Origin of the sequence: Streptomyces exfoliatus (assembly GCF_000725545.1) — a bacterium.
GTDB classification, from domain to species: Bacteria; Actinomycetota; Actinomycetes; order Streptomycetales; family Streptomycetaceae; genus Streptomyces; species Streptomyces exfoliatus.
Genome location: NZ_JNZP01000019.1, coordinates 67,618 through 86,374 on the forward strand (window position 1 = coordinate 67,618; position 18,757 = coordinate 86,374).

21 protein-coding genes are annotated in these 18,757 nt (G+C 71.5%); 1 reads left to right on the forward strand and 20 read right to left on the reverse strand.

Features of this window, described 5'->3' with window-relative positions:
- Window positions 1-4: 4 nt before the first annotated feature.
- The 18 genes from IO20_RS0123405 to IO20_RS0123490 form a co-directional block, all read right to left on the reverse strand.
- Window positions 5-763 carry a MerR family transcriptional regulator gene (locus IO20_RS0123405; protein WP_030551008.1) on the reverse strand — a complete coding sequence of 253 codons (759 nt, stop codon included), beginning with the start codon at window positions 761-763 and terminating at the stop codon, window positions 5-7.
- A 126-nt stretch (window positions 764-889) separates the two neighbouring features.
- On the reverse strand, window positions 890-1,438 hold the full coding sequence (locus IO20_RS0123410) for a TetR/AcrR family transcriptional regulator (RefSeq protein WP_037636136.1): 549 nt from the start codon (window positions 1,436-1,438) through the stop codon (window positions 890-892).
- A 72-nt stretch (window positions 1,439-1,510) separates the two neighbouring features.
- Window positions 1,511-2,347: an RNA polymerase sigma factor WhiG gene (gene whiG / locus IO20_RS0123415; RefSeq protein WP_030551012.1), complete on the reverse strand. Its 837-nt coding sequence runs from the start codon at window positions 2,345-2,347 to the stop codon at window positions 1,511-1,513.
- 239 nt (window positions 2,348-2,586) lie between these two features.
- Entirely contained in the window at window positions 2,587-3,768 is a 1,182-nt protein-coding gene (gene dprA, locus IO20_RS0123420; protein WP_030551014.1) for a DNA-processing protein DprA, read from the reverse strand.
- The gene (locus IO20_RS0123425; RefSeq protein WP_030551016.1) at window positions 3,765-5,378 is read right to left on the reverse strand and encodes a YifB family Mg chelatase-like AAA ATPase; all 1,614 of its coding nucleotides are present in this window, start codon (window positions 5,376-5,378) and stop codon (window positions 3,765-3,767) included. The genes dprA and IO20_RS0123425 overlap by 4 nt, the downstream gene beginning before the upstream one ends.
- Window position 5,379: 1 nt before the next feature.
- Window positions 5,380-5,802 carry a YraN family protein gene (locus IO20_RS0123430; protein ID WP_078946031.1) on the reverse strand — a complete coding sequence of 141 codons (423 nt, stop codon included), beginning with the start codon at window positions 5,800-5,802 and terminating at the stop codon, window positions 5,380-5,382.
- A 113-nt stretch (window positions 5,803-5,915) separates the two neighbouring features.
- Window positions 5,916-6,224: a DUF2469 domain-containing protein gene (locus IO20_RS0123435; protein WP_005311352.1), complete on the reverse strand. Its 309-nt coding sequence runs from the start codon at window positions 6,222-6,224 to the stop codon at window positions 5,916-5,918.
- Window positions 6,225-6,279: 55 nt separating this feature from the next.
- Window positions 6,280-6,807 (reverse strand): NUDIX hydrolase, encoded by a 528-nt coding sequence (locus IO20_RS0123440; protein WP_051874512.1) that lies wholly within the window; start codon window positions 6,805-6,807, stop codon window positions 6,280-6,282.
- The gene (lepB, locus tag IO20_RS0123445; RefSeq protein ID WP_030551023.1) at window positions 6,804-7,571 is read right to left on the reverse strand and encodes a signal peptidase I; all 768 of its coding nucleotides are present in this window, start codon (window positions 7,569-7,571) and stop codon (window positions 6,804-6,806) included. Before lepB (IO20_RS0123445) ends, IO20_RS0123440 begins: the two co-directional genes overlap by 4 nt.
- A gap of 74 nt (window positions 7,572-7,645) precedes the next feature.
- Window positions 7,646-8,581 (reverse strand): signal peptidase I, encoded by a 936-nt coding sequence (gene lepB / locus IO20_RS0123450; RefSeq protein WP_030551025.1) that lies wholly within the window; start codon window positions 8,579-8,581, stop codon window positions 7,646-7,648.
- Window positions 8,550-9,533: a signal peptidase I gene (gene lepB / locus IO20_RS0123455; RefSeq protein ID WP_030551027.1), complete on the reverse strand. Its 984-nt coding sequence runs from the start codon at window positions 9,531-9,533 to the stop codon at window positions 8,550-8,552. The genes lepB (IO20_RS0123450) and lepB (IO20_RS0123455) overlap by 32 nt, the downstream gene beginning before the upstream one ends.
- Entirely contained in the window at window positions 9,526-10,338 is an 813-nt protein-coding gene (gene lepB, locus IO20_RS0123460) for a signal peptidase I (RefSeq protein ID WP_030551029.1), read from the reverse strand. The genes lepB (IO20_RS0123455) and lepB (IO20_RS0123460) overlap by 8 nt, the downstream gene beginning before the upstream one ends.
- 69 nt (window positions 10,339-10,407) lie before the next feature.
- Window positions 10,408-10,758 (reverse strand): 50S ribosomal protein L19, encoded by a 351-nt coding sequence (gene rplS / locus IO20_RS0123465; protein ID WP_015036473.1) that lies wholly within the window; start codon window positions 10,756-10,758, stop codon window positions 10,408-10,410.
- Window positions 10,759-10,884: 126 nt separating this feature from the next.
- The gene (gene trmD / locus IO20_RS0123470; RefSeq protein ID WP_030551031.1) at window positions 10,885-11,706 is read right to left on the reverse strand and encodes a tRNA (guanosine(37)-N1)-methyltransferase TrmD; all 822 of its coding nucleotides are present in this window, start codon (window positions 11,704-11,706) and stop codon (window positions 10,885-10,887) included.
- Window positions 11,703-12,260: a ribosome maturation factor RimM gene (gene rimM / locus IO20_RS0123475; protein ID WP_030206389.1), complete on the reverse strand. Its 558-nt coding sequence runs from the start codon at window positions 12,258-12,260 to the stop codon at window positions 11,703-11,705. Before rimM ends, trmD begins: the two co-directional genes overlap by 4 nt.
- Before the next feature lie 118 nt (window positions 12,261-12,378).
- Entirely contained in the window at window positions 12,379-12,618 is a 240-nt protein-coding gene (locus IO20_RS0123480; protein WP_030206382.1) for an RNA-binding protein, read from the reverse strand.
- A 2-nt stretch (window positions 12,619-12,620) separates the two neighbouring features.
- Window positions 12,621-13,064 carry a 30S ribosomal protein S16 gene (rpsP, locus tag IO20_RS0123485; RefSeq protein WP_030206380.1) on the reverse strand — a complete coding sequence of 148 codons (444 nt, stop codon included), beginning with the start codon at window positions 13,062-13,064 and terminating at the stop codon, window positions 12,621-12,623.
- 185 nt (window positions 13,065-13,249) lie between these two features.
- The gene (locus IO20_RS0123490; RefSeq protein WP_030551033.1) at window positions 13,250-13,843 is read right to left on the reverse strand and encodes a hypothetical protein; all 594 of its coding nucleotides are present in this window, start codon (window positions 13,841-13,843) and stop codon (window positions 13,250-13,252) included.
- Window positions 13,844-14,221: 378 nt separating this feature from the next.
- Between IO20_RS0123490 and IO20_RS0123495 the strand changes: the two genes are divergently transcribed.
- A complete protein-coding gene (locus tag IO20_RS0123495; protein WP_030551035.1) occupies window positions 14,222-14,947 on the forward strand; it encodes a class I SAM-dependent methyltransferase in 726 nt (241 codons plus the stop codon).
- 98 nt (window positions 14,948-15,045) lie between these two features.
- On the opposite strand, the gene ftsH is transcribed toward IO20_RS0123495, so the two are convergent.
- Entirely contained in the window at window positions 15,046-16,968 is a 1,923-nt protein-coding gene (gene ftsH / locus IO20_RS0123500) for an ATP-dependent zinc metalloprotease FtsH (protein ID WP_030551037.1), read from the reverse strand.
- 132 nt (window positions 16,969-17,100) lie between these two features.
- Window positions 17,101-18,654 (reverse strand): signal recognition particle protein, encoded by a 1,554-nt coding sequence (gene ffh / locus IO20_RS0123505; RefSeq protein ID WP_030551039.1) that lies wholly within the window; start codon window positions 18,652-18,654, stop codon window positions 17,101-17,103.
- Between the last annotated feature and the right edge of the window lie 103 nt (window positions 18,655-18,757).

Below are 18,757 nucleotides of genomic sequence, written 5' to 3' on the forward strand. Positions count from 1 at the left end.
CGGCTCAGCTCAGCCGGGCGGTGACGTGGGCCTCGATGGCGTCGCGCTGGTACGCGGCCAGCCCCGGGGCGATCGCCTCGTACGCGGTGCGCCAGGCGTCGTTGTCCACGCAGGAACGCCCGATGGCCCGGTACTCCTCGGCGGAGACGGTACGCAGCCGGGTCAGCGCCCGGTACTGGGCGTCGACCTCGGCCTGCACCGGTTCGGCGCCGGCCGGGTGGCCCGAGGCCATGAGTTCCGCCAGCCGGATCATCTGCGCGGTGCGCTCACGGTGCCCGGCTTCGGCGTCGGCCTGGCTCATCGCGGCGGCACGCCGTCCGACTTCCTCCGCGAGCTCGGGGAAGTCACGCATGTTCTCCGCGTAGTGGGAGGGCTGGACGCCCTCGAAGAGGTTCTCCGGTCGGTTGATGGTCATGGGGTTGCCGTCCTTCCTGGACTGCTCCAGTTCGGCGATCGTGCGCGAGACGGTGGCGGCCAGGGCGTCGAGCCGGTCGCGCTCCGCGAGCAGCCTCCGGTGGTGGCCCCGCAGGGCGTCCGCCTCGTCGACCTGCGCGGACAGGATCCGGCCGATCTCCGGCAGCCCGACGCCCAGCGCCCGCAGCACGAGGATCTGCTGCAGCAGCAGGAGCTGGTGCTCCTCGTAGTAGCGGTGACCGTTGGCGCCGATCCGGGCCGGTGGCAGCAGGCCGGTCTCGTCGTAGTGGCGCAGGGTCCGGGCGGTCACGCCCGACATCCGGGCGACCTCGGAGATCGGCCAGTCCATCACCACTCCCGCACGTGTCTGTCTCGCCTGGCCGGTCTCTCCGGCCCTGGTCACGACGGTAGGAGCTGCCGCAGCGGCAACTTCAACCCCGAGTTCCAGGGGAAGACACTCCCCCGTGCCGAGCGCTCAGGCCGTGGTGCCGTTGACGCCGTGGAGGGCCATGGTGACCGCCGCCTCGGCGATCTCCGTCGGGTCCTCCGCCGCGCCGAGTTCGATACGGCGGACGGCCGCGTCGACGACGCCCTGGAGGAGCATGGCGCCGAGCCGGGGCCGGGGCTGGCCGAGGGCGGCGAGCGCTTCGACGATCATGGCGACGAGGCCGCCGTGGGCCGCGCGGATCTTCTCGCGGGCGCCGTCGTCGAGCTCGCTCGCCGAGATGGCGACGACCGCGCGGTGGCGCCGGTCGCCGACCAGTTCCAGCTGCTTGCGAACGTACGCCTCGACCTTGCCCTGAGGGGTCTGCGCCCCGTCCATGGCGGTCTCGACCTCGGCGGCCCAGACCGGGAAGTCGACGGCGCAGAGTTCCTCGACGACGGCCGCCCGCGACCGGAAGTACTCGTACACCGAGGAGCGGGCGAGGCCCGTGCGCTCGGCGAGGGCGGGGAAGGTCAGCGCCTCCGTACCGCCCTCGGACAGCAGGGAACGCGCGGCGTCCAGGAGGGCGCCGCGCTGCATCGTCCGGTGCTCGGCCACCGAGGCCGCTCTGATCCTGGGCACGGCTCCACTCTACGACCGGCTCGCGGCGGGTCAGCGTCCGACGTCGGCCAGCTTGGCGCGGAGCTGGAGGACGGACTTGGTGTGGATCTGGCTGACGCGGCTCTCGGTGACGCCCAGGACGTGCCCGATCTCGGCGAGGGTGAGGCCCTCGTAGTAGTAGAGCGTGACGACGGTCTTCTCCCGTTCCGGGAGCGTGTTGATGGCGCGGGCGAGCAGCCGGCGCAGCTCACGGTCCTCGGCGACCTCGACGGGGTTGTCGGCGGCCGTGTCCTCGAGGGTGTCCATCAGGGAGAGGCGGTCGCCGCCCTCCCCGCCGACGTGCAGCAGCTCTTCGAGGGCGACGACGTTCGCCAGGGACAACTGGCTGAAAACCGCGTGCAGGTCCTCCAGCGTGATGTCCATCTCCGCGGCGACCTCGCTCTCGGAGGGGGTGCGCCGGAGCTGGGCCTCGAGGGTGGCGTAGGCGCGTTCGACGTTGCGCGCCTTCTGCCGCACGGAGCGGGGAATCCAGTCGAGGGCGCGGAGCTCGTCGATCATGGCGCCGCGGATGCGGGTGATGGCGTACGTCTCGAACTTGATCGCCCGCTCGACGTCGAACTTCTCGATGGCGTCGATGAGGCCGAAGACGCCGGAGGAGACGAAGTCGGCCTGTTCCACATTGGACGGCAGCCCGACGCTGACCCGTCCGGCGACGTATTTGACGAGCGGCGAGTAGTGCAGGATCAGCTGTTCCCGCAGCCGCTCGTCTCCCGTGTCCTTGTAGGACCGCCACAGTTCGTCGAGGGAGGTCGGTGCGGGCGGTCGCACGGTGCCCCGGGACGCTGGGGGCACCGCAGCGCGGTCAGACCCGGAGGTGTGCTGGGGCATGCGTTGCCTTGAGCCGTTCTGCTGTCGGGTGTGTCGGTGGGAGTGTCCTGGACGGAATCCTGGTGAGCGTAGCGTGAGTGCGTGGTCGCGGTGCGCGAACAGAGGTGGATCGCGCCGCTCCGGGGGAACGCCTTCGGTCGCGTTGTCGAACCCGGGCCGTGGCGCGTGTCGGCCCCTCGGATGCGGCCGAGAGAACTCGATTGTTCATCGTCATCACCCTTTCACCCGAATGCTCCAGGTCAAGTACCGCCTCGCCGGGCGTTCGACGCGTCCGTGGCCGTGTTCGTCAACTGCCAGCCGTCGCCGCGCCGTTCGACGAACCCGAGCGAGTGGAGCTCGTACAGCCTGGCGAGGGTGTCGTCGGGGCCCGTTCCGGCTCGGCGTGCGATGACGGTCGTGGGGGTGGGTCCGCGGGCGGGGACCGCTTCCAGGATGTGCGCGGCGGCGGGGGCGAGGAGGTCGCGGGGCAGTACGGGCCCCCGGCGCGCCGGGGCGAGTTGACCCATGTCGCCGACGAGTTCGATGACCTCCTCCGCGTCGGTGACGAGGGTGGCGTCGCCGCGCAGGAGTTCGTGGACGCCCGCGGAGAGCGCGCTGGTGACGGGTCCGGGGACGCCCATGGTGTGGCGCCCGAGGCGGGCGGCGGCCCGGGCGGTGACGAGGGACCCGCTGCGGTGCTGGGCCTCGATGACGACGGTGCCGCGGGTGAGGGCGGCGATGAGGCGGTTACGGAGGATGAAGCGGCTCGCGGTGGGATGACTGTCGGGCGGCAACTCCCCTACGACGAGGCCTTGTTCGGCGATGCGCCGGATGAGCTGGTCGTGGCCGCGGGGGTACGGGGTGTCGACGCCGCAGGCGAGGACGGCGACGGTGGCCCCGGCTGCCGCGAGTGCGCCGCGGTGGGCGGCGCCGTCGATGCCGTAGGCGGCTCCGGAGACGACGACCCACCCCTGGCGGGCGAGACCGGTGGCGAGGTCGGCGGCGGTGTGGGCACCGTACGGGGTGCAGGCGCGGGCGCCGACGAGGGCGACGGAGCGGAGGGCCCAGGTGCGGAGGTCGGCGGGGCCCCGGACCCAGAGGCCGAGGGGGCGGGTGTCTCCGAGGTCGTCGAGTTGACGAGGCCATTCGGTGTCGCCGGGGACGAGGAAGCGGCCGCCGAGTTCCCGGATGGTGTCGAGGTCGCGGTCGGGGTCGGCCGCGGTGGCGCGCAGCCGCCAGGAGGCGACGCGCCTGCGGCCGGTGCCGGGAAAGGGCTCGTCCCCCGAGATGTCGACGGAGTCGGCGGTGTGGAGCAGTCGGTCGAGGAAGCCGGTTGCTCCGTACCGGCGGAGCCAGCGGCCGGCGTGTTCGTCGCCGGGTTCGACGGCGCGGCTGAGTGCGGCGCGGGCCCGCCGTTCGTCCATGGCGGTGGGGCCGGTCATGCGCGCTCCCCCGCCCCTACGGGTACTCCGCGGTTGATGCCGGTGCGCAGTTCGAGGGCGAGGGCGATGTCCTGGCTGTCCGGCCGGTCGTGTCCGGCGAGGTCGGCGACGGTCCAGGCGACGCGGAGGACCCGGTCGACACCGCGGGCGGTGAGGAGTCCGCGTTCGATGTCGCGTTCGGCGGTGGCGAGGGCTCCGGGTGCGGCGAGGTAGCGGGTGCGCAGTTCGTGGCCGGGGATCTCGCTGTTGACGTTCCAGGGGGTGTCGGCGAGGCGTGCGGCGGCGCGGTCGCGGGCCTCGTGGACGCGCGCGGCGACGGCGGCGGTGGTCTCGCCCCGGTCGCCCTGGCCGAGGAGGTCGGCACGGGTGACGGGTTCGACTTCCACGCGCAGGTCGACGCGGTCGAGGAGGGGTCCGGAGAGGCGTGCCTGGTAGCGGCGGACGAGTGCGGCCGGGCATTCGCAGCCGGCGCCGTGCAGGGTGTGCCGTCCGCAGGGGCAGGGGTTGGCCGCGAGGGCGAGGAGGAAGCGGGCGGGGAGGCGTACGACCCCGGCGGCACGGGCGATGACGACGTGTCCGGATTCGAGGGGCTGACGGAGGGCGTCGAGGGCCTTGCCGGAGAACTCGGGGGCCTCGTCGAGAAAAAGGATCCCGCGGTGCGCCAGGGAGACGGCGCCTGGCCTGGGCAGGCCGTTTCCGCCACCGACGAGGGACTGCATGGTGGCCGAGTGGTGCGGCGCGCAGTAGGGGGCTCGGCGGACGAGGGGTTCGCCGGGCGGAAGGATGCCGGCGACGGAGTGGACGGCGGTGACTTCGAGTGACTCCTGTCGGGTGAGCGGCGGGAGGATGCCGGGGAGGCGCTCGGCCAGCATGGTCTTCCCGGCGCCGGGTGGGCCGGAGAGCAGCAGGTGGTGGCTGCCCGCGGCGGCGACTTCCAGGGCGCGGCGGGCACGGTGCTGGCCCGCGACGTCGGCGAGGTCGGGGCCGTCGGTGGCGTCGGGGGCGAGTCCGGTGCCGATGCCCGCTCCGGGGACGAGGAGGCCCGCGAGCATGGCGTCGGGCCTGCCCGCTTCGGTGGGTTCCTCTTCGGGGACGGGTTCGTCGGTGAGGACGGCGATGAGTTGACGGAGGCTGCGGACGCCGAGGACGGACACTCCGGGGACGAGCGCGGCTTCGCCGGCGGTCTGTTCGGGGACGACGACCTGGCGGTATCCGGCGTCGGCCGCGGCGAGGACGGCGGGCAGGATGCCCCGGACGGGCCGGACGCGTCCGTCGAGGCCGAGTTCGCCGATGAGGACGAGGTCGGCGATGGCGCGGGGGTCGATGCGTTCGGCTGCGCCGAGTACCGCCGCCGCCACGGCCAGGTCGAATCCGGAGCCGCCCTTCGGGACGGAGGCCGGGCTGAGTCCGACGGTGAGCTTCTTCTGCGGCCATTCGGCGCCGGAGTTGACGACGGCGGCGCGGACCCGGTCGCGGCTCTCGCTGAGGCTCTTGTCGGGGAGGCCGACGAGGGTGAAGGCGGCGACGCCGGGTTCGAGGTCGGCCTGGACCTCGACGACGACGCCTTCGACGCCGACGAGGGCGACGGAGCAGGTGCGGGCGAATCCCATCTCAGGCCACCCCCTGGGCGTGGGTGAGGACGGGGGCGCCGCGGCGGGGCAGGACGATGCCGACGAGGTCGATGCGGACGCCGCCGGAGGGCGCCGGGCTGTCATGGCGGTCGAGCCAGCAGGCGGCGAGACGGCGGAGCCGGTCGGCCTTACGGGCTGTGACGGCGGCCATCGGGTGTTCGTAGGTGCCCAGGCGCCGGGTCTTGACCTCGCAGACGACGAGGGTGTCGCCGTCACGGGCGACGATGTCGATCTCGCCGGTCCGGCCACAGCGCCAGTTGCGGGCGAGGATGTGCATGCCGAGGGCGGTGAGCCGGCGGGCGGCCAGTTCTTCGCCGTACAGCCCGAGGGCCCGGGTCGTCCGGGACCGTCCGGCGGTCGGATCCGTGCTGGTGTTCTGGTCGGTCGCGTCGATCGCGTTCATGCGGTACCACCTCCGTCACCGACTGTGACGGCTGGGTGGGTTCCGCGTGTGGCGCCTGTGGACGGCCGTGGGCCTGTGGAGAACCGCCTCACCCTTGCGGGTGAGGGGCGCTCTCAGCTGCCGGGGAGTTCGAGGTCGCTCTTGTTGAGCTCCTCGATGTTCACGTCCTTGAAGGTGAGGACGCGGACCTGCTTGACGAACCTCGCCGGTCGGTACATGTCCCAGACCCAGGCGTCGGCCATGCTGACCTCGAAGAACACCTCGCCCTGCACCGAGTGCACCTGCATCTCGTAGTCGTTGGTGAGGTAGAAGCGGCGCTCGGTCTCGATGACGTATTTGAACAGCCCGACGACATCGCGGTACTCCCGGTAGAGCTTCAGCTCCATCTCGGTCTCGTACTTCTCGAGGTCCTCGGCGCTCATGGCATGTTCCCCTTCAGCCGTGCGTCCCCCTATTGTGCGCCAGTCGAACGTGCCCCTAAACGATTTCCGGGGCGAGATCGACCGGGGCACTCGGAGGTCCCTCGTCGAGCAGCGTGCGCAGCAGCTCGGCGAGTCTGGTCGGGTACACCGTCTCACGGGCCGCCGACAGTTCGGCGGAGGTCCACCATCTCAGGCCCGCGATGCTGCGGTTCTCCAGCTCGGTGAGGGCCTGCGGCCGGGGCGCGGCCCCGGTTCCACGGGTGCGGGCGAGGAAGTACCACTCGTCCTGGTCCCAACGGCGACCGTCGAAGGGGAATGAGCAGTACCGCTTCCAGAGCACCGGTCCGAGGTCGACGTCGGTGATGCCGGTCTCCTCCGCGAGCTCGCGCAGCGCCGCCTGCTCGTGGGTCTCGGCGCCCTCCAGGCCGCCGCCGGGGGTGAACCACCAGGTGTCGGCCGGGTCGTCCGGCTCGTATCCGTGCAGCAGCAGGACACGGTCGTCGGGGTCGAGGAGCACGACCCGGGCGACCCGCCGCCGCGCGGGCCCCGACTCCGGAGCCCGCGCCGAGTCGAAGTCCGTCATGTACCCACCTTCTCCCGCTCCCGGGCTCCCGGCCCCGCCGGGCGCCGGCGCGTGAACAGACGGGCCACCGGTCCGTACGCCGCGCCGCCGAGGACCAGGATCGCTCCGACCGCGATCGCGGCGAGGAGCGGCCGCACCGGCCCGGGTTCGGAGATGCCGCCGGGAAGGCCCGCGAAGCCCGTGGGACGGTCCAGGAGCCCCTTGGCGGGCCAGACCACGGCGTCCACCCGGGAGACGACGGCGGAGCGCGGGACGGAGCCCTGTCCGGCCTCCTCCATGTGCGTACGGGAGTCGAGCGAGGTGCGCCGGTCGTCGCCGAGGAGGAAGAGGTTGCCCCGCGGGACGGTGACGGAGAACTCCGTGCCGGAGGCGACGGTCCTGCCGTCGGGCCCGGGCCGCAGGTAGGGCTCCTCGACGGGGGTGCCGTCGACGGTGAGGCGGCCGTCGCGGTCGCAGCAGACGACGGTGTCACCGCCGACGGCGGCGACCCGCTTGACCATGGGCGCGCCGCCCCAGAGGGGGTCGGTGAAGACGACCACGTCCCCGCGCCGCACCTCGTCGCCGTCGATGCGCTGGGCGAGGATCTTGGACCCGACGCCGATGGTCGGGGTCATGGAGTCACTGGGGACGGTGTACGGCTGGTAGAGCAGCGCTCCCCAGACGAAGCCGCCGAGGAAGAGCACACAGCCGACGGCCACGGCCAGCCCCGACAGCACGCTGCCGAGGCGGCCGTGGCCGTCCTGGGTCCGTATCTTTCCGCTCATGCGCGCACCCCGTAGGTCTGTCGGCGGACCGTGGGTCTGTCGACGGTCCGGGACGGCACCCTACCCGCGGGTCACTACGCGGCGGTATGCCGTGCGGCGAGCTTCTTGCGGCGCCACAGCACCAGCGGGAGCGCTCCGGCGAGACCGGCGGCGCCGACGGGGGCGGCGGTCAGGGCATGGTTGAGACCGGGCTGGTCGAAGACGTCCGGCACGGGGAGGGTCGCCCAGCGGGTGACAGGCCAGGCGATCACGACGGCGCGGCCCACGACCTCGTCCTCGGAGACGGTGCCGCCGCCGGGAAGCTGCTGGTGGAAGCGGGAGTCCAGCGAGTTCTGCCGGTTGTCGCCCATGACCCAGATCCGGTTCTCGGGGACCTTGATGGGCCCGAAGGAGTCCTGGCAGGGCACGGAGCCGGGGTAGAGGTAGGCGGTCTCGTCCAGCGCCTTGCCGTTGAGGACGACCTTGCCGCCCTCCTTGCAGGAGACGGTGTCCCCGCCGACGGCGATGACGCGCTTGATGAGGTCCTTCTCCTCGGCGGACGGCATGAGGCCGATGAAGCTGAGGAACTTCTGCACCACGTTCGGCGTGGGCGTCTGCTGGCCTTCGAGCCAGCCGCCCGGGTCGTGGAAGACGACGACCTCGCCGCGCTCGGGCTCGGAGCCGAACCAGGGGGTCAGCTTGTCGACGAGGACCCGGTCCCCCTTCTGGAGGGTGTTCATCATCGATTCCGAGGGGATCGAGAACGCCTGCACCAGGAAGGTCTTGATCAGCAGGGCGAGCACCAGCGCGATGCCCACGAGGAGGGGCAGTTCCTTCCAGAAGGAGCGCTGCTTCTTCGGGCCCCTGCCGGACCCGCCCGCCGTGTCGTCGTCGCCCTCGCCCGGCGTGCCACCGCCCGGTGGCTGCGCCTGCTCGTCACCCGTCACGTGGTCACCCGTCGTGTCATCGCCGAAGGCCCCGCCGGCCCTCTTGTCGGGCTCATCGTGTCCGGATCGTGCGCCGACGGCCAAATCCCCCACATCCACTCCTCAGTCCGTGCGAACGCCTGCCCCGGGTCAGGGACAGGCCCACCACTCCCATAACGAGCAGAAGTTCCGCAGGGGTCGGGAGCCCGGGCAATCCGTTCAGATTCCGCTGGGACACACTATGCGACAGACCGAGCGCGGACCCGGAACCCGTACGGGCGTCCGGTACGGCGGCGAAGGTGCCCCGCTCCTCCAGGCTCCGCCAGTGCCCGACGGGCCAGGCGATCACCACGGCACGCCCCACGACCTGCTCCTCCGAGACGGTGCCGTGGTCCTTCTCGTCGAGGTGGAAGCGGGAGTCGGCCGAGTCCGAGCGGTGGTCGCCGAGGACGAAGATCCGGCCCTGGGGGACCTTCACCTCGAAGGGGATCGTGGACGGCTGGTTCCCGGGGTGCAGGTACGGCTCGTCGAGCGGTACGCCGTTGACGGTGATCCGCCCGTCCTCGCCGCAGCAGCGGACGGTGTCGCCCCCGACGCCGACGACCCGCTTGATGAGGTCCCGGTCGTCGGCGGAGGGCAGCAGCCCGATGAAGGTGAGGGCCTGTTTGGCCTGCTTGACGCCGACCGGGTCGTCGGCGGGCGGCGCGGCCTCCTGCTGGAGCCAGTTGCCGGGGTCCTTGAAGACGACGACGTCGCCTCGCTGCGGGCGGGAGCCGAACCAGGGGGTGAGCTTGTCGACGAGGACCCGGTCGGAGATGCGGATCGTCTGTTCCATGGAGCCGGACGGGATGACGAACGCCTGGACCAGGAAGGTCTTGAGCACGAGCGCGATGAGCACGGCCACCGTGATGAGGACGGGGATCTCGCGGACCGCGGAGCGCTGCCTGCGCCGCTTGACCTTGCGGGCGAGCCTGCGCCGCTCGGCCCGTCCCGGTCGGGCAGTGCCGTCGCCGGCGACGGGACCGGCTCCGCCCGGCCGTCGGCCCCGGCTACCCATGGGCCCCCGCCCCGTGTCCGCCGGCGGGCGCGGCCGGTACGCCGTCGAAGGCGCCGGACCCCGGCACGGTGGACCAGCGGGCGAAGGGCCAGGCGATCCAGTCGGCCCGTCCGACGACCTTGTCGACGGGGACCATGCCGCCGCCGGGGCTGCCCAGGTGGTCGCGGGAGTCGCTGGACTGACTGCGGTGGTCGCCCATGACCCAGAGCCTGTCCCGCGGTACGACGATGTCGAAGGGCACGCTGGACGGCTGGTCGCCGGGCATCACGTACCGCTCGTGGACGGGGACGCCGTTGACGGTGAGCCGGCCGTCCTCGTCGCAGCAGACCACCCGGTCGCCGCCGATGCCGACGACCCGCTTCACGAAGTCGGTCTCGTCGGGTTCCGCGAGCCCGAGGGCGGCGGCGCCGTCGTGCAGGAGGCCGGTCACCGGATTGTCCCGGGGCCGTTCCCGTACGAAGGAGCCGGTGCCGTCGAAGACGACGACGTCACCCCGGCCGGGCTCGCTGCCGAAACGGTACGCCAGCTTGTTGACCAGGATCCGGTCGCCGATGTGCAGCGTCGGTTCCATGGAGCCGCTCGGGATCAGGAAGGGCTGAGTCACGAAGTGGCTCAGGAGCAGCAGGAAGGCCACGCAGACGCCGCCCACGAGGGCGGTGCGCCGCCAGGAGAACAGGGTCCCTCCGGCCGGGGCCTCGTCCGGCTCCGTCGTCGTCCCCGAGTCCTCGGGAACGCGCGCGGAGCGCGACCCTTCCTCCGGTTCGGAAGAGGGGTCGCGCTCCGTGTGCTGTGCTTCGGTGTCCATCGGGGGCAGAGCCTATCCGGCGTGCCTGTCCGAGGGCTCGGAAGCGTCGAGCGTGCCGGGAGCCGAAGCTCAGCGGTCGCGCTTCTCCTTGATCTTGGCAGCCTTGCCGCGCAGCTCGCGCAGGTAGTAGAGCTTGGCGCGACGGACGTCACCGCGGGTCACGAGCTCGATCTTCTCGAAGATCGGGCTGTTCACCGGGAAGGTGCGCTCGACGCCGACGGAGAACGAGACCTTGCGGACCGTGAAGGTCTCGCTGACGCCCGAACCCTGGCGGCGGATGACGACGCCCTTGAACTGCTGGATACGCGAGCGGTTGCCTTCGATGACGCGCACGTGGACGTTCACGGTGTCGCCGGGGCGGAAGGCGGGGAGGTCGGAGCGGAGCGAACCCGCGTTGACCTGGTCGAGCAGGGAGGCCATGGAGGTCTCTTTCCTCGCTGATGCCACAGGTCATCAGCGGTACGTTCGGATGATGAGGATGCCGTGCGTCTCTGGCGGGCGTCGTCCCCCTGTGGCAGGGGCGCGCGCCGGACGTACGACAGCGGCCTATTCTTCCACGTCGTGGACCCTGCGCCAAAATCGGCCGCCGGGCTCGGGCGCCCACCCCATCATGGAGAGGATCTCGCGGTCCTTCTTGTCGAAGGCCGCCGGATCACAGCGCTCGATGAGGTCGGGCCGGTTGGCGGCGGTGCGCCGAAAGGCCTCGTCGCGCCGCCAGCGGGCGATCTTGCCGTGGTGCCCGCTGAGGAGGACGTCGGGGATGCCCCGGCCGCGCCACTCGGGGGGCTTGGTGTAGACGGGACCCTCGAGCAGGTTGGCCATCGCGCCGGGGGCGAAGGAGTCGTCGCGGTGGGACTCGGCGTTGCCGAGGACGCCGGGCAGGAGGCGGGCGACGGCCTCGGTGACGACGAGGACGGCGGCCTCTCCGCCGGCGAGGACGTAGTCACCGATGGAGACCTCGTAGACCGGCATCCGGGTCGCGTACTCGTCCATGACGCGGCGGTCGATGCCCTCGTAACGGGCCGGCGTGAAGATCAGCCAGGGCCGCTCGGAGAGTTCGACGGCCAGCTCCTGGGTGAAGGGGCGGCCGCTGGGGGTGGGGACGACGATGACGGGGCCGTGGGCGCCGCTCTCGTAGCCGTCGGCGAGCGTCTGGTCGAGCGCGTCACCCCAGGGGTCGGTCTTCATGACCATGCCGGGGCCGCCGCCGTACGGGGTGTCGTCGACGGTGTTGTGCCGGTCGTACGTCCACCGGCGCAGGTCGTGCACGTGGACGTCGAGCTGCCCGCGCGCGCGTGCCTTGCCGACGAGCGAGACGTTCAGCGGTTCGAGGTACTCGGGGAAGATCGTGACGACGTCGAGCCTCATGCGTCGTCACCCGGTTCGTCGTCCCGGGAGGAGACGATCACGGCCTGGTCGTCGATGAGGCCGGGCGGCGGGTCGATGACGGCCCGCTGCTCCTCCAGGTCGATCTCGGTGACGATCGACGAGACGAAGGGGATCATCAGCTCGGTGCCGTCGGGCCGCTCGACGATGAAGAGGTCCTGGGACGGCAGGTGGGAGATCTCGGTGATCCGGCCGACCTCCGTGCCGTCGGCGAGGACGACATCGAGATCCATGAGCTGGTGGTCGTAGTACTCGTCCTCCTCCTCGGGCAGCTCCGCGGGGTCGATCTCGGCAATGAGAAGGGTGTTGCGCAGGGCCTCGGCGGCATTGCGGTCGCGGACGCCCTCGAAGCGCAGCAGCAGCTTGCCGCTGTGCACCTTGCCGGACTCGATGGTCAGCGGCCCGGCGGAGGCCGGGTCGGTGAGCAGTACGGCTCCGGGGCCGAGCCTGAGCTCGGGCTCGTCCGTCCGCACCTCGACGGTGACCTCGCCCTTGATGCCGTGGGCGCGGCCGATCCGCGCGACTACCAGCTGCACTGCTCCACACTCTCCTGTCACGCAGTTCGTACGACGGAAAACGACAACGGGCCGGGGTGGGCTCGTAAGCCCTCCCCGGCCCGTGCCGGCACATCAATCAACCGATGTGGCCGACTTTTCAGCGGACCTGGTCCACGTCGACGAGGTCGACCCGGATCCCACGGCCGCCGATGGCGCCCACGACGGTACGCAGCGCACGCGCGGTGCGGCCGTTACGGCCGATCACCTTGCCGAGGTCTTCGGGGTGTACCCGGACCTCCAGCACGCGGCCACGGCGCAGGTTGCGCGAGGCGACCTGCACATCGTCGGGGTTGTCGACGATGCCCTTCACGAGGTGCTCGAGAGCCTCCTCGAGCATGCTCAGGCCTCGGTCGACTCGGTCGACGCGGCCTCGGCCTCGTCAGCCTTCTTGTCGGCCTTCTTGGCCTTCGGGGTGATGGCCTCACCCTTGTCGTCGCCGGACTCGAGGGTCTTCGCGAACTCGTCGAACGAGGCGCGCTTCGCCTCCTTCGTCGCGGGGACGAGCAGGGCCTTCTCGGGGGCCGGGAGGCCCTTGGCCTTCTGCCAGTCGCCCGTGAGCTTCAGGATGGCGAGGACGGGCTCGGTCGGCTGGGCGCCGACGGACAGCCAGTACTGCGCACGCTCGGAGTCGACCTCGATACGCGACGGGTTGTACGTCGGGTGGTAGAGGCCGATCTCCTCGATCGCGCGACCGTCCCGGCGGGTGCGGGAGTCGGCGACGACGATGCGGTAGTGGGGCTGACGAATCTTGCCGAGGCGCTTGAGCTTGATCTTGACTGCCACTGGAGTGGTGTCTCCTGGTCTTGACGTGGTTGGGCACTTTGAGATGCCACGTGGGGTTGCGGTACTCGGATGCCCGATGGACGCGTCAGCCGGAGGAGAGAGGGGTCCTGTGCGACTGTCGAGTACAGCTAGCCATTGTGCCACACGCCGCGGGGGTGCCTGATCGGCGAGGCACCCCCTGGGGGTCAGCCGGCGGCGCCCACCGTCTCCGGGATGCGGAAGGGCTTGCCGCAGCCGCCGCAGACGATCGGAGCCTGGGCGAGCACCGAGGGCACCACGCGCACGTTCCGCCCGCAGTCGCAGACGGCCTTGACGCGCACGCCGCCACCGGAGGAGCCGTGCCGGGCTGCCGGTCCGCGGAAGGAGCGCTTGGTATCGGCCGCCGTGGCGACCGTGTGGGCCTTGAGGGCGCGCTGCAGCCGCTCGATGGTCGGCCGGTAGCGCCGCCGCGCCTCGGGGTTGAGCGTGACCAGGGAGAAGCCGCTGCTGGCGTGTGGCTCCTCGGGGTGGTCCAGGCCCATCTCCTCGGCGATCGCGAGGAATCTGCGGTTGTGGTAGCGGCCGGCGCGGGAGGTGTCGCGGACACCCCGGGCGGCGGCGATGCCGTGGACTGCCTCGTGGAGCAGTCGTTCGAAGGAGAGTTCGGCGCCGCAGGCGGACGAGGACTCTCCGATCAGGGACTCGGGCGCGGCAAGATCGGGCAGCTCGGGGTGGTGCCGCTGAATGTCGGCCCACGCCTGTGCCAGCTCTGCGGCGAGAACAGGTGGTGTCGTGCTCACGTCGTGTACAACGAGCCGATGTGCCGCCGGGTTCCATTCCGGGGCATCCCAAATATTTTGCACGTACCCGTCAGTTGCCATTGATGCGTCCGGACGAGGGCCAGTGCGCGGATCTGCGGAGAAGTCACGCAGGGCGCGTCAAGGTGGTGCGTAGTGACGCATACGCTCCGGCGCGCGTTCATGGGGTGCGCGCCCCCCCTTGAGGGGGCCCGAGCGGTCCGGAGGACTGTGCGAGGACATTACCGGGTCCGTACGCAAGGCGGCGCACCGGCCCCACCCCGGGCGAATCGGTACGGCGCGAGCACTGGACGCCGCCCGGGATGCGCAGTTCCCTGGCTACGGGGGCTTTCGTCCGAGCACGGATCGGAGCACTTTTCCATGACACCTACGCTCGTCCCGCACCACCCCGCGCGTGACTGGGCCGAGATCCAGGAACGCATGCTTGTCCCGCTCTACGAGGCGGTGTACGACCGTCTCGGCGTGGGCGCGGGCTCACGGGTGCTCGGCCTCGGCTGCGGCTCCGGCCTGGCGCTTCTCATGGCGGCCGCGCGGGGCGCCCGGGTGGCCGGCGCGGACCGGGACCACGCGCGCGTGGAGCTGGCCAGGGAGCGGCTGCCGGAGGGCGTCGCGGTCACGGAGGCGCCACCGGAGGCCGGTCCCTACGACGTGATCACGGCCTTCCACGCGACGGACGCGCTGCTGCCGGAGCTCGTGGCACTCACCCGTACGGCGCAACGGGGTGCCGCGGTCGTACTCGCCGGGTGGGGGCCTCCGGAGCGGTGCGCCACGGAGCCGGTGCTCCGGGTCGCGACCCGGCTCGCGGACCGCCGGCCGGCGTCCGGGACGGACCTGGAAGGGCTGGTGGCGGCAGCGGGGCTGCGGCCGGCCGGGTCGGGGCGTGTCGCCTGTCCCTTCGGGTACGCGAGCGAGGGCAGCGCGGTGCGCGGTCTGCTGTCGACGGGAGCGTTCGACCAGGCCGTCCTGGCGACGGACCTCTCGCAGGTGGCGAAGGAGGTCGAGGAGGCCCTCGCCCCGCATGTGCGAGCGGACGGGACGGTGTGGATGCCGAACGTCTTCCGGTACGTCGTGGCCCGCGTGCCGTAGAGCCCCGGCCAGGACGTGCCCCGGCCCCGACCGGCACCCCGCTCAGCCGGCACCCGGCCCCGCCGGGCCGCCGGCCTCGGCCCCACCCCGCACCGGCGTCAGTCCTGTCGCTCCGCGCGCGTGATGCCCGCCGCCCGGTAGGCCTCCGCCTCCTCCAGGGTCTCGTTCTCCAGGAGGGCGGCGGCCAGCGCGTCCAGCTGGTCGCGGTGCTCGCCGAGCAGGCGTACGGCGTTCTCGTAGCACTCGTCGACGATGCGGCGCATCTCCGCGTCGACGGTGTCGAGGGTGGCGGGGGCCGCCGAGAGGCCGTACGCCTGCTGGGCGTCGGCCGGGATGGCGGTGAGGCGGCCGACGCGCGCGCTCATGCCCCAGCGTCCGGCCATGCCCCGGGCGATGTTGGTGACCTGCTCCAGGTCGCTCTCGGCGCCGGTGGTGACGACGCCGAACACGACCTGTTCGGCGGCCATGCCGCCGAGCGCGCCGATGATCCGGCCGCGCAGGTAGTCCTCGGCGTAGGCGTACTTGTCGGAGTCGGGGGTGGAGAGGGTGACGCCGAGGGCCCGGCCGCGGGGCACGATGGTGATCTTGCGGACCGGGTCGGCGCCGGGCTGCAGCATGCCGAGCAGGGCGTGTCCGCTCTCGTGGTAGGCGGTCCTGCGCCGTTCGTCGGCGGGCATCACGAGCGGCCGTTCCGCGCCGAGCTGGACCTTCTCCAGGGCGTCGGACAGGTCGGACCGGGTGACGGCCTTCTGCTCGCGCTTGACCGCGAGGAGGGCCGCCTCGTTGGCGAGGTTGGCGAGTTCGGCGCCCGTCATGCCGGGGGTGGTCCGGGCGACGTGCTCCAGGTCGACGTCCTTGGCGAGCGGGATCTCCCGGGTGTGGATCCTGAGGATGGCCTCGCGGCCGCCCCGGTCGGGCGGGTTGACGTGCACGATCCGGTCGAAGCGGCCGGGCCGGGTGAGGGCGGGGTCGAGGACGTCGGCGCGATTGGTGGCGGCGAGCACGATGACGCCTTCGGAGCCGCTGAAGCCGTCCATCTCGGTGAGGATCTGGTTCAGGGTCTGTTCGCGTTCGTCGTGCCCGCCCATCCCGGCGCCGCCGCCACGGGCCCGGCCGATGGTGTCGATCTCGTCGATGAAGATGATCGCGGGGGCGACTTTCCGGGCCTCGGCGAACAGCTCGCGCACCCGGGAGGCGCCGACGCCCACGATCATCTCGATGAACCCGGACGCCGAGGCGGAGAAGAACGGCACCCCGGCCTCCCCCGCGACGGCGCGGGCGAGCAGGGTCTTGCCGGTGCCGGGCGGGCCGGCGAGAAGTACGCCGCGGGGCATCTTCGCGCCCATCTCGCGGTAGGCCCGCGGGTTCTTCAGGAAGTCGACGACGTCGTTGAGTTCGCCCTCGACCTCGTCGATCCCGGCGACGTCGGCGAAGGTGGTGCGTTTGCCACCCTCCAGTTCCACGGGCTTGGGCGGCGTCTTGCGGCCAAGCATGCCGCCCGCGCCGCCCATCCCCGAACTCATCCTGCGGGCGATGAACACCCACAGCACGACGAGCAGCAGCATCGGTGCGAGGGAGATGAGGAGGTTGGCGAGGAAGCTGCGTTCCCGGACGACGGGCTCGGCGGTGACGGTGACGTTCTGTCCGGTCAGCTGCGCCCACAGGTCGTCGTCGGCGAAGGCGGGGCGCTGGGTGGTGAACTTGGTGTAGTCGCCCTTGTCGCCGTTGGGCAGAGCCTGTTTGTTCTTGAGCTCGCCCTGGATGGCGTCGCCCTTGGAGTAGATCTTGGTGACGTTGCCCGCGGCCACCTGCTTGCTGAACTCGGTGTACGAGATCGTCGGCTCGTCGCCCCGGTTGAAGAACGACAGCACGAGGTTGGCGACGAGGTAGACGATCAGCGCGGTGAGGATCAGCCCTCGCCAGCCGCCGGGCATCTTCCTCTTCGGCGGCTGGGGAGGCGGGGCCCCCTCCGAGCGCCACGGCTGGTCGGTCCGGTCGCGCGGGGGCACGGGGTTGACCACGCTGAACTCCTCAAGCCGACGTCGGATCCAGTATCCGAAGGTCGGCCGGAACCGGCATGCCGGGCGGCCCGGAGGAGTGAGAAGGGGCCCGGGACGGTTTCACACCGTCCCGGGCCCCTCACACGTATCGGATCAGCTCATGAACTTCTTGAACTCGTCGGGGAGTTCGAAGTCCTGCGGGCTCTGAGGCGCCGCGGGGAGACCGAAGGCGCCGCCCTGCTGGGCCTGCTCGCGGCGCTCGGCCGCGGCCTGCTCCTCGGCCTTCCGCTTCATCGGGTTGCCGCTCTTGCGCTTGCCCTTGGCCTGCTTGATCTGCTTCTTCTGCCGACCGGGGCCGCCACCCATGCCCGGCATGCCGGGCATCCCGGGCATGCCGCCGCCCTGGGCCATGCGGGACATCATCTTGCGGGCCTCGAAGAACCGCTCGACCAGGCCCTTGACCGCGCTGACCTCGACGCCGGAGCCCTTGGCGATACGGGCGCGGCGGGAGCCGTTGATGACGGTCGGGTCCTGGCGCTCGGCCGGGGTCATCGACTTGATGATGGCGGCCGTGCGGTCGACGTCCCGCTCGTCGATGTTGGCGATCTGCTCCTTCATCTGGCCCATGCCGGGAAGCATCCCGAGCAGCTTCGAGATGGAGCCCATCTTGCGGACCTGCTCCATCTGGGCCAGGAAGTCGTCCAGGGTGAAGTCCTGGCCCTTCTTCGACGCGAGCTTGGAGGCCATCTTGGCGGCCTCTTCCTCGTCGAAGGTCTGCTGCGCCTTCTCGATGAGGGAGAGCATGTCGCCCATGCCGAGGATGCGGGACGCCATGCGGTCCGGGTGGAACGCGTCGAACTCGTCCAGCTTCTCGCCGTTGGAGGCGAACATGATCTGCTTGCCGGTGACGTGCGCGATGGAGAGCGCGGCACCACCGCGGGCGTCGCCGTCGAGCTTGGACAGCACCACGCCGTCGAAGCCGACGCCGTCGCGGAAGGCCTCGGCGGTGTTGACCGCGTCCTGACCGATCATGGCGTCGACGACGAAGAGGACCTCGTCGGGCGAGACCGCGTCGCGGATGTCCGCGGCCTGCTGCATCAGCTCCTGGTCGATGCCGAGGCGGCCGGCGGTGTCGACGATGACGACGTCGTACATCTTGGTCCGCGCGAACTCGATCGAGTCCTTCGCGACCTGGACCGGGTCACCGACGCCGTTGCCCGGCTGCGGGCCGTAGAAGGCCACGCCCGCGCGGTCGGCGACGACGGAGAGCTGGGTGACGGCGTTGGGGCGCTGGAGGTCGCAGGCGACGAGCAGCGGGGAGTGACCCTGGCCCTTCAGCCAGAGGCCGAGCTTTCCGGCGAGGGTGGTCTTACCGGCACCCTGGAGACCGGCGAGCATGATCACGGTCGGCGCGGTCTTGGCGAACCGCAGGCGCCGGGTCTCGCCACCGAGGATGGCGACGAGCTCCTCGTTGACGATCTTGATGACCTGCTGGGCGGGGTTCAGGGCCTGGGAGACCTCGGCGCCGGTGGCGCGCTCCTTGACCTGCTTGATGAAGGACCGGACGACCGGCAGGGCGACGTCCGCTTCGAGCAGCGCGATGCGGATCTCGCGGGCGGTGGCGTCGATGTCCGCCTCGGACAGACGGCCCTTGCCGCGGAGGTTCTTGAAGGTCGCTGCAAGGCGGTCGGAGAGGGTATCGAACACGGCGGTCGCGGATCCTCAGGTGTCGGGGGCGGTGGGACTGCCCTCCAGGGTATCGGGCCGGTCGAAGTGTGTGCCCCCGCCCGCCGGATCCGGCGGGCGGGGC

Excerpts from the sequence above, each read along its gene's own strand:
- IO20_RS0123405 (WP_030551008.1), bottom strand. The coding sequence starts at position 763 with ATGGACTGGCCGATCTCCGAGGTCGCCCGGATGTCGGGCGTGACCGCC.
- IO20_RS0123410 (WP_037636136.1), bottom strand. The coding sequence starts at position 1,438 with ATGCAGCGCGGCGCCCTCCTGGACGCCGCGCGTTCCCTGCTGTCCGAG.
- whiG (WP_030551012.1), bottom strand. The coding sequence starts at position 2,347 with ATGCCCCAGCACACCTCCGGGTCTGACCGCGCTGCGGTGCCCCCAGCG.
- dprA (WP_030551014.1), bottom strand. The coding sequence starts at position 3,768 with ATGACCGGCCCCACCGCCATGGACGAACGGCGGGCCCGCGCCGCACTC.
- IO20_RS0123425 (WP_030551016.1), bottom strand. The coding sequence starts at position 5,378 with ATGGGATTCGCCCGCACCTGCTCCGTCGCCCTCGTCGGCGTCGAAGGC.
- IO20_RS0123430 (WP_078946031.1), bottom strand. The coding sequence starts at position 5,802 with ATGAACGCGATCGACGCGACCGACCAGAACACCAGCACGGATCCGACC.
- IO20_RS0123435 (WP_005311352.1), bottom strand. The coding sequence starts at position 6,224 with ATGAGCGCCGAGGACCTCGAGAAGTACGAGACCGAGATGGAGCTGAAG.
- IO20_RS0123440 (WP_051874512.1), bottom strand. The coding sequence starts at position 6,807 with ATGACGGACTTCGACTCGGCGCGGGCTCCGGAGTCGGGGCCCGCGCGG.
- lepB (WP_030551023.1), bottom strand. The coding sequence starts at position 7,571 with ATGAGCGGAAAGATACGGACCCAGGACGGCCACGGCCGCCTCGGCAGC.
- lepB (WP_030551027.1), bottom strand. The coding sequence starts at position 9,533 with ATGGGTAGCCGGGGCCGACGGCCGGGCGGAGCCGGTCCCGTCGCCGGC.
- lepB (WP_030551029.1), bottom strand. The coding sequence starts at position 10,338 with ATGGACACCGAAGCACAGCACACGGAGCGCGACCCCTCTTCCGAACCG.
- rplS (WP_015036473.1), bottom strand. The coding sequence starts at position 10,758 with ATGGCCTCCCTGCTCGACCAGGTCAACGCGGGTTCGCTCCGCTCCGAC.
- trmD (WP_030551031.1), bottom strand. The coding sequence starts at position 11,706 with ATGAGGCTCGACGTCGTCACGATCTTCCCCGAGTACCTCGAACCGCTG.
- IO20_RS0123480 (WP_030206382.1), bottom strand. The coding sequence starts at position 12,618 with ATGCTCGAGGAGGCTCTCGAGCACCTCGTGAAGGGCATCGTCGACAAC.
- IO20_RS0123495 (WP_030551035.1), top strand. The coding sequence starts at position 14,222 with ATGACACCTACGCTCGTCCCGCACCACCCCGCGCGTGACTGGGCCGAG.